The 14,650-nt window shown below is 67.8% G+C and carries 9 protein-coding genes; 2 read left to right on the top strand and 7 right to left on the bottom strand.

Annotated elements, in window-relative coordinates; all coding sequences use genetic code 11:
* Positions 1–49 precede the first annotated feature (49 nt).
* Both WS96_RS18130 and WS96_RS18125 read right to left on the bottom strand, forming a co-directional pair.
* The gene (locus WS96_RS18130; protein WP_059834288.1) at positions 50–3,901 is read right to left on the bottom strand and encodes a DUF748 domain-containing protein; all 3,852 of its coding nucleotides are present in this window, start codon (positions 3,899–3,901) and stop codon (positions 50–52) included.
* A 151-nt stretch (positions 3,902–4,052) separates the two neighbouring features.
* Positions 4,053–5,489, bottom strand: coding sequence for a DUF1254 domain-containing protein (locus WS96_RS18125; protein ID WP_059834286.1), 1,437 nt, complete (start codon positions 5,487–5,489; stop codon positions 4,053–4,055).
* 466 nt (positions 5,490–5,955) lie between these two features.
* On the opposite strand from WS96_RS18125, the gene WS96_RS18120 reads away from it, so the two are divergent.
* Positions 5,956–9,033: a heavy metal translocating P-type ATPase gene (locus WS96_RS18120; protein ID WP_082720292.1), complete on the top strand. Its 3,078-nt coding sequence runs from the start codon at positions 5,956–5,958 to the stop codon at positions 9,031–9,033.
* Between the two features lie 151 nt (positions 9,034–9,184).
* Here WS96_RS18120 and WS96_RS18115 read toward each other — a convergent pair whose 3' ends face one another.
* From WS96_RS18115 to WS96_RS18110, 3 genes are all read right to left on the bottom strand, one after another.
* Positions 9,185–9,664: a GNAT family N-acetyltransferase gene (locus WS96_RS18115; RefSeq protein WP_059834283.1), complete on the bottom strand. Its 480-nt coding sequence runs from the start codon at positions 9,662–9,664 to the stop codon at positions 9,185–9,187.
* 171 nt (positions 9,665–9,835) lie between these two features.
* Complete coding sequence (locus WS96_RS34075) at positions 9,836–9,991, bottom strand: hypothetical protein (RefSeq protein WP_179949953.1); 156 nt, start codon at positions 9,989–9,991, stop codon at positions 9,836–9,838.
* Positions 9,992–10,166: 175 nt separating this feature from the next.
* Complete coding sequence (locus WS96_RS18110; RefSeq protein ID WP_059834281.1) at positions 10,167–11,570, bottom strand: hypothetical protein; 1,404 nt, start codon at positions 11,568–11,570, stop codon at positions 10,167–10,169.
* 225 nt (positions 11,571–11,795) lie between these two features.
* Between WS96_RS18110 and WS96_RS33745 the strand changes: the two genes are divergently transcribed.
* Entirely contained in the window at positions 11,796–12,017 is a 222-nt protein-coding gene (locus WS96_RS33745) for a hypothetical protein (RefSeq protein WP_156443660.1), read from the top strand.
* A 480-nt stretch (positions 12,018–12,497) separates the two neighbouring features.
* On the opposite strand, the gene WS96_RS18105 is transcribed toward WS96_RS33745, so the two are convergent.
* Positions 12,498–13,076, bottom strand: a complete 579-nt coding sequence (locus WS96_RS18105; RefSeq protein WP_059834279.1) for a LysE family translocator — start codon at positions 13,074–13,076, stop codon at positions 12,498–12,500.
* Between the two features lie 50 nt (positions 13,077–13,126).
* Positions 13,127–14,650, bottom strand: a complete 1,524-nt coding sequence (gene ilvA, locus WS96_RS18100) for a threonine ammonia-lyase, biosynthetic (protein WP_059834535.1) — start codon at positions 14,648–14,650, stop codon at positions 13,127–13,129.

The raw sequence follows: 14,650 nt of genomic DNA, 5'->3' as shown, positions 1-14,650 counted from the left end.
AAACCGCCGCGCCCGGCGGGGCGGGCGCGGCGGCGGATGGCGGCGACGCTTACTGCAGCCCGAAGTCGACGCGAGTCGTCGCGCCCTTGTCCGAGATGCCCTTCGCGTCGAGCTTCGGCGCGACGACGAACATGCGGCTCGAGTCGATCTTGCCGTCGAGATACTGGCGCACGACCTGCGCGCGCTGCTGCGCGAGCGCACGCAGCGCGTTGTCGTCGGCCGGCGCGTGATCGGCGAGCGCCTGCTTCATGTCCGCATCGGGCAACGTCTTCTGCAGGCCGACGAGGTTGCGCGGCTTCTTGAAGTCGGCGGCCTTGTACGCGCGCGTCAGGTACTTCGAGTATTCGGCCTTGTCGACTTTCACCGACATCGGATCGACGCTCTCGCCCTGACCGACCACGTCCTTCAGCTTCTGCTGACGCACCAACCGCTCGACGTACGCGTCGCGCAGCCCCGGCGTGTCCTGCGCCGGGTCGACGCGGCCGATCAGGTCGAGGCGGATCGACGGCTTCTCGGTGAGCATCTTCACGACGGTGTCGAGCTTCTTCTGCTGCGCGTCGGTCAACGCGTACGAGCCCGGCGCGAACTCCACGTAGCCGAGATCCTCGCCGCCGCTGCCGCCGAACGCATTCGCGAGCAGCGTGAACGGCGACGTGACCGCCTTCGCGATCAGGTTCAACACCGCGTGCCAGATCAGCCCGCCGACGCTGAACTCCGGATTCGACAGCGATCCCGACACCGGCAGGTTCACGTCGATCTGGCCGCGCGTGTTCTTCAGCAGCGAGATCGCGAGCTTCACCGGCAGCTTCGTCGCGGTGTCGTTCTCGACACGATCGCCGAACGTGAGCTGATCGATGAAGATGTGGTTGTTCGCCGACAGCTGGTCGTTCGCGAGCTGGTAGTGCAGATCGACGTTGAGCTTGCCCTTCGTGATCGGGTAGCCCGCGTACTTCGCCGAATATGGCGTCAGGTTGGTCAGCTCGATGTCGTGCGCGGTCGCGGTGAGGTCGAGCGCTGGTTTCTCGATCAGCGGGTTCACCGAGCCCTTGATCGAGATCGGCCCGTTGCCCGCGAGGTTCGCGGCGACGTCGACCGGTGCGGACGTCGTCGAATCCGTGCCGAACGCGCCGACCGTGCCCTTGATCGCGACGAGGTTCGCCGTGTAGTTCGGCTTGATGAAGTTGTCCGTGTACGTGACGCGGCCGTTCTGCAGCACCAGTTCGCCGAAATGCATCCGCACCGGGTTCTGCGGCTGCGGCGCGGCCTTCACGACCACCGTCGCCGACGCGGCGGCCGGCACGGACGCCTGTTGCGCAGCCGCGGCCGAGGCGGCCTGCGCGGCGGCCGGCGGCGTCACGCCCGGCGACAGCGGCACCGGCTCGCCCTTGCTCGCGTCGCGCGTGAGCGACTGCGCGGGGCCGGTCTCCTTCGCGACCACGTCCTTCAGGTTCAGCCGCCCCTGCGCGTCGAGCAGCACGCGGCCGTAGAAGTTCGAGAACGTCACGCGCGCGGCGTCGACGTCGGTGCCCTTCTCGTCGTAGTTCGCCTTCAGGTTCGACAGCGCGAGCGAGCGCCAGCCGGCGAACGGGTCGGAGGTCGCCTTGTCGAGCATCCGCACGTCGACCAGCGCGACGTCGCCGCGATAGGTCGCGCGCGGCGTGTCCTTCACCTGCGCGAACGTCAGGTTGCCTTGCGCGTTGAGCAGCGCGCTCGCGATCGTCGCGTTCAGCGCGCTGCCGAAGTACGGCTCGAACGCGGTCGCATCGAGGCGGTTGCCGTTGATCTTCAGGCCGACCTTCAGCGGCTGCGCGGTCACGTCGCCCGACACGTTCAGCGAGCCCTTGCGGTTCAGCGTCGCCTTCAGTTGCACGGGCAGCGGCTTCGTCAGGTCGTCGCTCACCTTCTGCACCGACAGCTCCAGCGGCTTGATCGCCAGCTTCACCGGACGCGGCGTCGACAGGTCGGTGAAGTTCGCGGACGCGTCCTTCACGTTCAGCGCATCGATCCGGTAGTGCCACGACGGCGCGGCGGCCTGGGCCTTGCGCGCGACCGTGCGCTGCGGCACCGCCGCCTGCGCGGGTTCGGCCAGCGCCGCGAGGTCGATCTTGCCGTCCTTCAGGCGCTTCACGTCGAGCGCGAGCCCGCTCGCGTCGACGCTCGCGATCTCCGCGGTGCGCGCGGCGACGTCGACCTTCGCGATCTTCGCGCTCGCGTCGGGCAGCGCGATCGCGGGCGCCTTGTCGTTCGGCGCGGCGACTTTCAGCGACTTCAGGCTGATCGTGCTGTCCGCGACTTCCGCGGCGAGCGGCGTCTTGCCCCAGTCGGTCTTCGCGTTGACGGTCGCGCCGAGCGTGCCGTCGAGCACGCGCGCGCGCGTCGCCTCGCCCAGGTACGGCTGCAGCGCCGGCAGCGCGAGCGCGGCGACCGTCAGCTTCGTGTCGGCCTGCTTCGCGGCGAGATTGAACGCGCCTTCGGCCGTCACGTCGCCGCCGCGCGACAGCGACGTCGACAGCGTGTATTTCGCGGGGGTCTTGCCCTGCAGCGAAAAGCCGTCGAGCGTCGCGGCGAGCTTCGTCAGCGACATCGCGGTCGGCGTCGCCGGCACGCGGTCGTCGACGTTGATCGTGCCGCCGTCGATCGCGAAACGACGGATCGTCAGGTCGAGCGGCGGCGCTGCCTTCGCGGCGGCGCTGCCTTCGGCCTTCGCGGCGCTGGCACCGCTGGCCGCGGCGACGGTCGCGCCGCTGGCCGCGGCGACGGTGGCGCCGGCCGCGCCGGAAACGGCGACGGCCGACGCGGCCGGTTTGCCGGCTTCGGCCTTCGGTGCGGCGGCCGGCTGCGCGGCGAGCTTCTCGACGTTCAGCACGCCCTGCTTGTCGCGCGACAGGTCGACCACCGGCTGGTCGATCCGGATCTCGTCGAAGTGCATCGCGTTGCGCAGCGGCTCGAGGCCGGCCGCCGCGACGTGCACGCCGCGCGCGGCGAACAGCGGCGCCGACGCGCGGTCGGTCACCTTCGCGTCGTTCAGGTCGACGGTGCCCGACACGCGCAGCGCGGGCGTCTCGCCGCTCATCACGAAATTGACCGTGAGGTCGCTGCTCAGCAGGCCGCTCGTCACGACCACCGGCAGCTTCGCCGGCACGTACGAGATCAGCTTCGGCACGTCGAGGCGGTCGAACTTCAGCGCGATCTCCGATTCGCGCGACTGCGCGAACGGCTTGGTCTTGCCGTCGATCGAAAGCGGGCTGCCGTCGAAGCGCGCGCGCAGCTTCGGCTCGACGAAGATGTCGGTCTTCGAGGCCAGCGTCGCGATGTACGGAATGCCGAGCGTCCAGTTGTCGACGACGTGCTTTTCGTTCAGCAGGCGATCGTCGAAGTCGATCCGGCCGTCGTTGACCTGGATGTTCGACACCGAGAACTGCGTCGGCTTGCTGTCGGGTTGCGGCGACGGCGACGAGAACTTCTCGATCAGGTCGGTGAAGTTGAAGCGCTGCGCATCGTAACGGACGATATGAAAGCGCGGCGAATCGAGCCGGATTTCGTTGACGATCGGCGCGCCCCGGAACAGCGACGACCACGACGGCCTCACGACGAGCTTGCCGATGTCGATGAAGTCGCCCTGGCCGCCGCGCTCGCCGAGGTGGATGCCGTCGGCTTCGAGGTTCAGCGTGTACGGGTTCAGTGCGATGCGCTGGATCGTGGCCGGACGGTCGAGCTGCTTGCTCAGTTGCTGTTCGGCGACATGGCGGATCAGCGGCGGCGCCGCGAAGAAGCCGAGCAGTCCGAATAAAACGACGAAGATCAGCACGCCGATGCCGATACGCCGGGTCCGGCGCGAGCGTGCAACGCCACCGAGGGCATGGAGGGTCGAGGGTACGGTTTCTTTGTCTGCGCTTGCCATGCTTGAATGTCTCGGAAATGGACGACGGACCGCACCGGAAAACCGGGCGGCCGCGCACGCTATCCCGAAAGTATAGGCTCAGGAAGTGACGGTACGGAGGTCGGGCGCCGCCGCCGCGCCCGCCGGTCGGACAACGGCGGCGGTCAACCGTTCATTTCCGGACGACGACGGGCGGCATCCACGACCCGTCGCTCGCCTGCGGCTTCGGCGCGTACAGGCGCAACGCGAGCGCGAAATCGGTACGCGGCGCCGGCAGCCAGTTGGCCGCATGCGTGCCGCCCGGCGACGCGGACACGACGATGTCGATCGAGCCGTCGCGGTTGCGGCGCAGCCGGTCGCGATCGCCGAGCGAGCGACGCGCCGAGCCGACGTCGGGCAGCGCGCCGTTGGTCGTGTACGGCGTGAGCGTCCAGAACGCGCGTACCGGCGGCAGTGCGCCCGGCGCGAAATGCAGCACGTAACGGTTCGCGCCGTTCAGCGGATGGCCGTCGCTGTCGACGCGGGTGATCGCGAGCGTCTCGTCGTCGCGCGTCGCGGTGCCGAACTGCGTGTAGGCTGCGTACGCGCGCAGTGCGTAGTCCTGGCCGTACTTGCCGGCCGTGTCGCCGATCCAGTTCCAGCCGTTCGCGTTCAGCAGGTTCGACGGCGGCGTCGCGAGCCGCGCGCGCGCCTCGGCGATACCGGCCGTCGCGGCCGTGAGACGGTCGCCCGTCCACAGCACCGGGTAGCCGGCCTTCACGCCGATGTCGGCGAGCGATTCCTGGGCGTGCGCGTCGTCGGCTGGCGCCGGATTGTCCTGCAGCGCCTGCGCGAAGCGCGTGAAGAACGCCTTCGGGTCGAGCGCGGCAACCTGCTCGGCCGGCGTGCCGCCGCCCACCGCTTCGGACGGCGCGCTGCCCGCATGGACCGCGACCGACGCGCCGCGCTCGGCGCCCGTGTAGACCGACAGCGGCACCACGCGGATCGCGCGCTGCAGCTTCTTCACGTTCGTCAGGTCGCGCCCGCCGCTCGTCTGCAGCCGCACTTCGAGCCACGCATTGGCGGACGGCACGTCGACGCGCAGCACGCCCTTCGGCAGCGTGCCCTGCCAGTCCCTGGCGGCGAAGGCAATCGTTTGCGGCCGTCCGGCGCCACGGGCGCCGCGCGCCGCAACGCTCGACGACGACCACAGCACGTTCGTCCACATGTCGAGCGCGCGCGCGTCCCAGTAGCGGCCGCGCGTGTCGGGCAGCGTGACGATCACGGGTTCGGCGGCGACGTCGAGCCAGCCGGTCGAGTCGAGCGTGTCGACGCCCGGCAGCGGCGGATTGACCGCGCCGACGGGCGGCAGCGCCTGCGCGTGGCGCAGCGTGTTGAGCGGGGCCTGCCCCGGTTGCGCGCCGTCGCCGCCCGTCGCCGCTTCCTTCGCGACGTCCATCAGCACGAGCGGATACGCATAGATATAGGAGTCGGCGACTTCCGCACGCATCCAGCCGGTTTTCCGCTGGATCGCGTCCGGTTGCGACGCGCATCCCGCAAGCAACGCCGCAATGGCCAGCGACGCGCACGCGCGTCGCAGAGAAACTGATTCTCGCTGGTTTTCAATCATCGATTACTGGCCGAATATCATTCTTTTCAGTCAACGCCCTGTTCGTCTCGCGAACGGCGAAAACAAGGCACCCCAGCGTGCCCGGATGACCGTTTCGCTACGATTCGTAACGGTGGGCGCTGATGTCAGGCCGGTATCATAGCGCCTAAGGGCATCCCCCAATATGCCGAATAACGGGTAGAACGCTAGCCGAACCGTTAAAAAATCCGAAATAGTCCACGGGATTCGGCAAAAATCCGGAACTGCACCAGGAGCATCAACCCGTCAACGCCTCGCGAGCGCCAAGCCTGGCGCCTCGGCGCGCGCCGGCTGTCCGTCTGGAAGCCGGGCGATCGCCTTTTCCGCATTGTGACAATCTGTGTGCATCGACATGCGACGCATCGTCGCCGGCGCTTGACCTTACCATCATGGGAATGTTGATACTGGAACCATTCGCGGCACGAACCGCGCCTTTGGGGAATCCGACATGACTGAACCACTTGCCTCCGCGGCGCTGCACACGATCGAACTGAGCGTCGACGGCATGCATTGCGGCGGCTGCACCGGCCGCGTGCAGCGCGCGCTGGCCGCCGTGCCGGGCGTCGTCGGCGTGGCGGTCGATCTCGATGCGCAGGCGGCAACCGTCACCGCGCAGGAAACGGTCGAACCCGGTCGGCTCGTCGACGCCGTCCGCGAGGCCGGCTACCGCGCAGCGGTGCGCGAAGCGGCGGTCGAAGCCGTCGCGGCCGCGCATTCGGCGCACGCGCCCCTCCCCGCGACGCCGGAGGCGCCGGCTGCCGCCGCAAGCATCGAACTCGACATCGACGGTATGACTTGCGCGTCCTGCGTGTCGCGCGTCGAGAAGGCGCTCGCGAAGGTGCCGGGCGTCACGCGCGCATCGGTCAACCTCGCGACCGAACGCGCGACGGTCGATGCGTCGGCAGGCGTGTCCGCCGCGCAACTGGCGGATGCCGTGAAGCAGGCCGGCTATGGCGCAACGCCGACGACGTCGGATACCGCCGTCCCGGCCGCTGCCACTGCCTTGCCCGCCGCAGCCGCAGCCGCAACCGCAACCGCGCCCGCAAGCATCGAACTCGACATCGACGGTATGACTTGCGCGTCCTGCGTGTCGCGCGTCGAAAAGGCGCTCGCCAAGGTGCCGGGCGTCACGCGCGCATCGGTCAACCTCGCGACCGAACGCGCGACGGTCGACGCGTCGGCCGACGTCTCCGCCGCGCAGCTTGCCGACGCGGTGAAACAGGCTGGCTATGACGCGACACCGGCTGCCGTCGCCACGCCTGCCGTCACGTCCGCTGCCGCCGACATCGAACTCGACATCGGCGGCATGACCTGCGCGTCCTGCGCCGGCCGCGTCGAAAAAGCGCTGGCCGCCGTGCCGGGCGTCGCGCGCGCGACGGTCAATCTCGCGACCGAACGTGCGTCGGTACACGGCGCCGGCGCACTCGATCCCGCCACGTTGATCGCGGCAGTCGCCACGGCCGGCTACCGTGCGTCGCTTCCCGCCGCCTCACCCGCAGCCGAAACGACCGGCGCCGACTTACGATCGGCCAGCCCCGCGCACGACCCCGACGCACGCAAGCGCCGCGAAGCGATCCGCGAACGCAACCTGGTGATCGCGGCTGCCGTGCTGAGCGCGCCGCTCGTCGCGCCGATGCTCGCCGCACCGTTCGGCATCGACCTGATGCTGCCCGGGTGGCTCCAGCTCGTGCTCGCGTCGATCGTGCAGTTCGGCTTCGGCGCGCGCTTCTACCGCGCGGCCTGGCATGCGGTGAAGGCGCGCACCGGCAACATGGACCTGCTCGTCGCGCTCGGCACGTCGGCCGCCTACGGGCTGAGCCTGTGGATGCTGCTGCGCGATCCCGCGCATCCCGGCCATCTGTATTTCGAAGCGTCGGCCGTCATCGTCACGCTCGTGCGCTTCGGCAAATGGCTCGAATCGCGCGCGAAGCGCCAGACCACCGAGGCGATCCGCGCGCTGAACGCGCTGCGCCCCGACCGCGCGCGCGTCGTCGAGCACGGCGTCGAACGCGACGTGCCGCTGTCGCAGGTGCGCGTCGGCACGCACGTCGGGATTCGGCCCGGCGAGCGCGTGCCCGTCGACGGGCGGATCGTGTCGGGTCGCTCGCACATCGACGAATCGCTGATCACCGGCGAAAGCCTGCCCGTGCCGAAGGACGACGGCGACGCCGTCACGGCCGGCTCGATCAACGGCGAAGGCGCGCTCGTCGTCGAAACCACCGCGATCGGCGCGGAAACGACGCTCGCGCGCATCATCCGCCTCGTCGAATCCGCGCAGGCCGAGAAGGCGCCGATCCAGCGGCTCGTCGATCGCGTCAGCGAGGTGTTCGTGCCGGCGATCCTCGGCATCGCCGTGCTGACGCTGGTCGGCTGGCTGATCGCCGGCGCCGGGATGGAGACCGCGATCCTCAACGCGGTCGCGGTGCTCGTGATCGCGTGCCCGTGTGCGCTCGGTCTCGCGACGCCCGCCGCGATCATGGCCGGCACGGGCGTCGCAGCCCGGCACGGCGTGCTGATCAAGGACGCGCAGGCGCTCGAGCTCGCGCAGCGTACGACCGTGATCGCGTTCGACAAGACCGGCACGCTGACCGAAGGCAAACCGTCCGTGACGGCGTTCGACGCCGTCGGCGTGCCGCGCGACGAAGCGCTCGCGCTCGCGGCGGCCGTGCAGCGCCAGAGCGATCATCCGCTCGCGCGTGCGGTGGTCGCCGCGCATGACGCGGACGTGGCCGCACAGGGCGGCGCCGCCGAGTCGGTCGTCGCGACCGACGCGCGCGCGGTGGCCGGACGCGGCGTGGAAGCGCACGTCGGCGGGCAGCGGCTCGCGCTCGGCAGCACGCGCTGGCGCGACGAACTCGACATCGCGGTACCGCCGGCGCTCGACGCCCGTGCGGCGGAACTCGAGGGCGCCGGCAACACGATCTCGTGGCTGATGCGTGCCGATGCGCCGCGCGCGGTGCTCGCGCTGATCGCATTCGGCGACACCGTGAAGCCGGGCGCCCGCGACGCGATCGCGGCGTTGTCGGCGCGCGGCGTCGCGAGCGCGCTCGTGACGGGCGACAACCGCGGCAGCGCGGCGGCCGTCGCGGCGGCGCTCGGCATCGGCGAAGTGCACGCGCAGGTATTGCCCGACGACAAGGCGCGCGTCGTCGCCGAGCTGAAGCGCACGCACGGCGGGATCGTCGCGATGGTCGGCGACGGGATCAACGACGCGCCGGCGCTTGCCGCGGCGGACATCGGCATCGCGATGGCGACGGGCACGGACGTCGCGATGCACACGGCCGGCATCACGCTGATGCGCGGCGACCCGGCCCTCGTCGCCGACGCGATCGACATCTCCAAACGCACGTACCGCAAGATCCAGCAGAACCTGTTCTGGGCGTTCGTGTACAACCTGGTCGGCGTGCCGCTCGCGGCGCTCGGGTTGCTGAACCCGGTGATCGCGGGCGCGGCGATGGCGTTTTCCAGCGTCAGCGTCGTGACCAACGCGTTGCTGCTGCGGAGATGGAAAGGCCGCGCGCGTTGATGCGGCAGGCGGTGAATGCCGGATGAGCGAACAGGTCGGTCGGCGGCTCGACGTTCGACCGACAGGAACAGTCGGGAAGCGTGCCGACGTTGGTCGGCTACACGGCGTGTGGGACCGGCAGCCCGTCACGACGCGTCGCGAGCCGGCGGATTCAGTCCGATACGACCGGTTTGATCAACGTCGTGGTGATCGGCGCGAAGCCGCACGCGCGATACAGCGCACGCGCCGCCGCGTTGTGGTTGAACACCGACAATCCGATCTCGGTGACGCCGTACCGGCGTGCCTCGGCGTCGAGCGCATCGAGCGCGCGCGTGGCCCAGCCCTGGCGACGCCGGGACGGGACGATGTCGAGGTCGTAGATGAACAGTGTGCGGTTCGGCCCTTCGGGGACGATCGCGTACCAGAGGTCGCCCACCGGATCGCCGCTGGCGCCGTCGATGAGCGTGACGAGGGTCTGGCCGGCGGTCAGCAGGCCGTCCGGCAGCAGCGTGTCGAAACAGGCGCGCGCACGATCGGCCGCGTCTTCGACAGCGTTTTGCCCGGAGGAAACGAGATCGCTCGCGTAGCCGTCGATGGCTCGCGCGCGGTACGCGTGGAATTCGCCGGCCGTCATCGGCCGCATCTGCAACATGGCCCGGTCGCCGTGAACGGAATCGAACTTCCAGTGTAGCGGGACGGGCGCACCGGCGCGCGATGCGGCGGTGGGAAACGGGCAGGCAGGTAGGTGCGGCGGACGCCGCGCCGAATCAGCGGATCAGCGGATCAGCGGATCAGCGGATCAGCGGATCAGCGGATCAGCGGATCAGCGACGATACAGAACGATCGGCACCAGGTTCGCACGGCGCACGCGCTCGGCCTCGGCGTGACGTGCGGCGTACGAGTATTCGGCGTCGAGCGGCAGGTGCGGGGACACGAACAGGTCGTCGATTTTTTGCACCAGGGCGAAAATGAAGCTCATGTGAGACTCCTGACAGATAGGGCTAGGGTTTTCCCTTAGACGATCACCATTCTAAGGGTTTTCCCTAAATTCTGCCAGTGGGCTGCATCGGTTTGCCGCACGCGTGCGACAGCCGCCCGCCGCTGCGGAACGGCGATCCTTGCTCCATCACGTTCTCAGGATAGGGTCGAAACGTTCAGCGCGGGCGACGCCCCCGCTTCGCGACGGCCGCGTCGCGGTTCGCGTTGCGCTGAAGCCGGTCGACTTGCGACAGGAGCGCTTCGTGGTGCTCCTCGAGCGTCATCAGCGTGGCCTGCTGCGTCGACAGATCGGCCGCGAGGCGATCGATCCGTTGCTGCTTGGCGGCCACGTCCTGCTTCAGGTGCGCGATCTGCCGCGTTTGCAGCACCAGCGCGACGAGCCCCGCCAGCACGACGACGGCCAGCGCGAGCAGCAAGCGGTTGACGCGGCGCATCTCGCGATCGGCCGAGCGCGTCAAGCCGTCTACGTCGGACTGCAACGCGGCGATCCGGTCGGTCAGCGGGCGCAGGTGCGTGTCCGGATCGAAGGCTGGCGCGGCCGGCTGCGTACGCTCCGACGATGGCCGAGTCACGAAGGACGCGGCGGAAGTCACCGGCTGCGCAATCGGCGGCGAAGCGTCCGGCTGCCGGGCCGTGTCGTGAGGCTTCGCGGAATGCGGGGCGATCGCCGGCCCGGGCGGACGTGCCGGCTGTGCCGGCTGTGCCGGCTGTGTCGGCTGTGTCGGCTGTGCCGGCTGTGCCGGTTGTGCCGGCGTCTGCGGCTCGAGCAGCGCGGCGGCGACGGGCGGCGGGGCCGATTCAACCGTTTCCGGCTTCGAATCGACGCTCGTCGCAACCGGTGCGGTTTGCGTCGCCGTTGCTTCGTTGGCCCCGGCAGCCGCCCGGCGCTTGCCGCTCGACGACGCGCGGCGCTCCTTCGCGGCGTCGCCCGAAGATTTCCCTTCTCGGGATTTGACGACCGCCGCCTCGACGACAGGTGGCGCGACTTCGCCATCTGCCGCTTGCGATTCGGCCGCCTGCGCCGCGGCGCCATCGGCGGCTTGCCGCTTCGTCTCCGCACTCGCGGCGCCGTCGGCCGCGGGTGCATCGATCGGCGTTACCCCGCCATCGCCCGCGGGCAATTCGGTTGCCTTCGTTGCAAGACCTGCTGCGGATGCGCCGTCGACGTTCGCGGTCATATCGCCTTCAGGCGTCGGAACGGCTGCAGTCTCCCCAGCCGTCGCCGCCGTCCCTTCGGTTTCCGCTTGCGTTGCCGCATCCGCAGGCGGGATGAAACCGTCGAGCGTGGCTTGTCGCCCGTCGTCGGCACCGGTCGTCGCATCGGCTTCCACGGTCGCTTCATCGCGCGCCGCAACCGGCATGCGCTCGCCCGGCTCCAGCACCGGATCGCCGAACAGGTCGAGCGTCCGTTCGTCGCGCGGCGCGTCGCCGGCCGGTGCGGCGCCGGATCGTGTCGTCGCTCTTGCGGACGTGCTGCCTGCGGCAGCAGCCGAGCGGGAGCGCGAACGGGCCGACGAGCGGGTGGAACGGGAGCGTGGCGGGGAAACGGATTCGGTCATGTCTGACAGATTATTCTCTAAAAACATCCATCAAAATCCAATCATCTTCAAACAAATCAATAAATTAAATCATCAACCCATCCAATTTACCCCAACACCGCTCAGCCTCGTCCAGTGACGCTCGATGGACTGCATGATGGGCCGAAAAGCGATGCTAACCGAGAAACCAGCCTTCGACGGAAACGTGACAGGGCTACTGCTGGCCGCGATCCGGCCGAGCTGCAAATGGACCTGCGCTTCACCAGCCCCGTAACCGGCACGAGACGTAACGCCGCCCTAGACGCCCGCCCCGAAATCTCTATCGCCGACGCGCATGAGAAAGCGCCTGCGATGCGCAAGCGCAAGCGCAAACAAATCGATAACGGCGAAGCCCCGATCAAACAGCGCAATCGGGATCGACAAGCCAGTCTTCACGTTCGAGAAGGCAACGTCGCGGCCACCCGATGACGAGACGGTGACGGTATGGGAATGGACGACCGCGGACGGAGGCGTCAGTGCGCCCCGGCAATTTCCCTGCCCACCACCTGTTCACGAAGAGGGCAGACCATACGCATGCGATTCCGTCAAAGCGCGGCAAGGCCGGACGGCGGGTCGGGGGTTCGAGTTCGTTCGCCTCGGCTACAAGGGGTTACACGTCAAAAACGTGTAACCCCTTTTCCATTTCAGACACCATGCTGACCGGCTCGGTGCGGATCAACCGATCTCGATCCTTCCCGGCCGCTTGAAACTCACATCATCTCGTCCTCGCGGCGCCATCCATCGACACCCAGACTTGAAGCCGCCGTAAGCACGTCAGTTCGACTCCGCGACCGCACGCGCGCCGCCCGTGCGTTGCTTCGCGGACCGGCTCAGCCGGCCCTCATCGACCGGATGACTCACCATGAAAAAAGAACCGCTTTCACGGCGGGCAGCACAGCCGCAGACAGTTCATTTGACGAGCGAATACAACAGCGTCCCGGAAAACAGAACCAGCAGGACCGATGCGGAACGCAGCAGCGCCGTGATATGTCGCGGGCCGGATGCCAGTATGCTGATCACGCGCCCCAGGCTCGCCCAGCCGGTCCCGATGGGCATGAGGATCAGCAGAAACACACAGAACGCGACGGCACCGCTATTGGCATCATGAAACGCCTTAAGCGGAAACGCCGTGCTGGCAAGCAGAAAGGCCTTGGGATTCAACAGAGTCGCGATGAACAGATTCCACCGCGTCACCGCCTTCGGACGTCGATCTTCTTCCAGTCTGCCCCGCGTCCACATTTTTGCGGCCAACAGCAGCAAGTACGATGCACAGGCTACCTTGATCAGGCTCAAAACTTGAGGATGCTGCGCCGCGAATGCCAGCAGCGCAATCCCCCAAATGGAGATGGCGACGACGTAGCCTGTCGCCTCCGCAAGCACGAGCGGCAGTGTTCGCGCCAGCCCCATGCTAATTCCCGATGAAAACAGCAGCGTGTTCGTCGGCCCTGGCACGATCAACACCAGCACCGCGTAAAAACACATCGTCATCAATTGATGAGTATCCAACGTAGCCTCGCCCGCGGTAGTGACCAGCCTTCTCAACGTCGTTCGCCATGAAGCGACGCCAGATACGACGACGCATCGGCTTGCTCGCTGAACTCGAACTTCGTCGCCTCCAATGCATCGGACAGGCGATCCGCATCGGCGCGGCCGCAGCGAATCCCGATCAGTACGCGCCCGTAGTCGAACCCCTCGTTACGATAGTGAAACAGGCTGATATCCCACGCATCCGCGAGTGTCCGCAGAAACTCCAGCAAGGCGCCGCGGCGCTCCGGAAACATCACCTGAAAAAGTTTCTCGTTCTCGAGGCGGAACGCGTCTGCGCCGACGAGTTGATGCGCATGGGCTCGCCATAACGTACTCCCGCCGAGATCTGTAGCCTGGTAGCCAGCTGCCTCCAGGTCCTGCACGATCTTTCGCGCCCCTCCGGCACTCGGCGTCTGCACGCCGACAAACACCTGTGCGTCCTCCCCTGTCGTGCGGCGGTAGTCGAATGCAGTCACCACACAATCGCCGAGCCGCTCGATGAGTGCGCGAAAGCTTCCGGGACGCTCCGCGATCGAGACGGCGAAACGCGCCTCCCTGTTTTCACCGACCGCCGAACGCTCGGCGATATAGCGCAGCTGATCGAAATTCATGTTGGCCCCGGATGCAATGGCAACCAGTGTCGCGCCCTGCTGCTCGCGCGATTGCCAGGCCTTCAATCCGGCGAGTGCGAGGGCGCCCGACGGCTCGAGAATCGAGCGCGTATCGATAAAAACGTCCTTGATCGCCGCGCAGACTTCGTCGTTGTCTACCCGCACGATGCCGTCGAGATACTGCTTGCACAACTCGAAGCTGTACGCCCCGACCTGACGTACTGCCACACCGTCGCAAAAACGGCCCACGTGTGCCAGCCGCACCGGTGCGCCACCCTCCAGAGCCTCATACATGCTGTCGGCGTCGTTCGGCTCCACGCCGAAAATCCTGATCTGCGGCTTCACCCGCTTGACGTACGCGCAAATGCCGGCGGCCAGCCCGCCGCCGCCGATCGGTACGAAAATCGCGTCAAGCCGGGTCGTCTGCTGGAGAATTTCCATCCCAACGGTACCTTGGCCTGCAATCACGTGCGGATGATCGAAAGGCGGCACGAACGTACTCTTGCGATCGCGTGCGTCGGCCAGCGCAGCATCGCAGGCATCGTCAAAATTGTCGCCGTACAGCACCACCTCGGCGCCATAGCGCTTGACGGCTTGTATCTTGATCTCGGGCGTCGTGTGGGGCATGAACACTCGCGCATTGCAGCCGAGCGTGTGCGCCGCGAGCGCCACGCCTTGCGCATGATTGCCGGCGGAGGCGGTCACCACCCCGCGGGCCAGCACCTCGCCGGACAGCCGCGCCATGAGCGTATACGCGCCCCGTACCTTGAAACTGAAACTCGGCTGCATGTCCTCCCGCTTGAGCAATATGCGACGATCGAAACGTTCGGAGAGCCGGGACAGGCATTCGAGCGGCGTCTTGACGGCCACGTCGTAGACGGGGGCATTCAGGATACTGGTCAGATAGTTGAAATCTTCGTGCAT

Source organism: Burkholderia sp. MSMB1835, assembly GCF_001526365.1.
In the GTDB taxonomy this organism is placed as follows: domain Bacteria; phylum Pseudomonadota; class Gammaproteobacteria; order Burkholderiales; family Burkholderiaceae; genus Burkholderia.
The sequence above is the reverse complement of the archived record's forward strand: the minus strand, read 5'-3'. Positions and strand labels throughout refer to the sequence as shown.

What these genes read in the sequence shown, in the direction of transcription:
- WS96_RS18125 (WP_059834286.1), bottom strand. Translation starts at nt 5,489, where the DNA reads ATGATTGAAAACCAGCGAGAATCAGTTTCTCTGCGACGCGCGTGCGCG.
- WS96_RS34075 (WP_179949953.1), bottom strand. Translation starts at nt 9,991, where the DNA reads ATGAGCTTCATTTTCGCCCTGGTGCAAAAAATCGACGACCTGTTCGTG.
- WS96_RS18130 (WP_059834288.1), bottom strand. Translation starts at nt 3,901, where the DNA reads ATGGCAAGCGCAGACAAAGAAACCGTACCCTCGACCCTCCATGCCCTC.
- WS96_RS33745 (WP_156443660.1), top strand. Translation starts at nt 11,796, where the DNA reads ATGGACCTGCGCTTCACCAGCCCCGTAACCGGCACGAGACGTAACGCC.
- WS96_RS18105 (WP_059834279.1), bottom strand. Translation starts at nt 13,076, where the DNA reads ATGACGATGTGTTTTTACGCGGTGCTGGTGTTGATCGTGCCAGGGCCG.
- ilvA (WP_059834535.1), bottom strand. Translation starts at nt 14,650, where the DNA reads ATGCACGAAGATTTCAACTATCTGACCAGTATCCTGAATGCCCCCGTC.
- WS96_RS18115 (WP_059834283.1), bottom strand. Translation starts at nt 9,664, where the DNA reads ATGTTGCAGATGCGGCCGATGACGGCCGGCGAATTCCACGCGTACCGC.
- WS96_RS18120 (WP_082720292.1), top strand. Translation starts at nt 5,956, where the DNA reads ATGACTGAACCACTTGCCTCCGCGGCGCTGCACACGATCGAACTGAGC.
- WS96_RS18110 (WP_059834281.1), bottom strand. Translation starts at nt 11,570, where the DNA reads ATGACCGAATCCGTTTCCCCGCCACGCTCCCGTTCCACCCGCTCGTCG.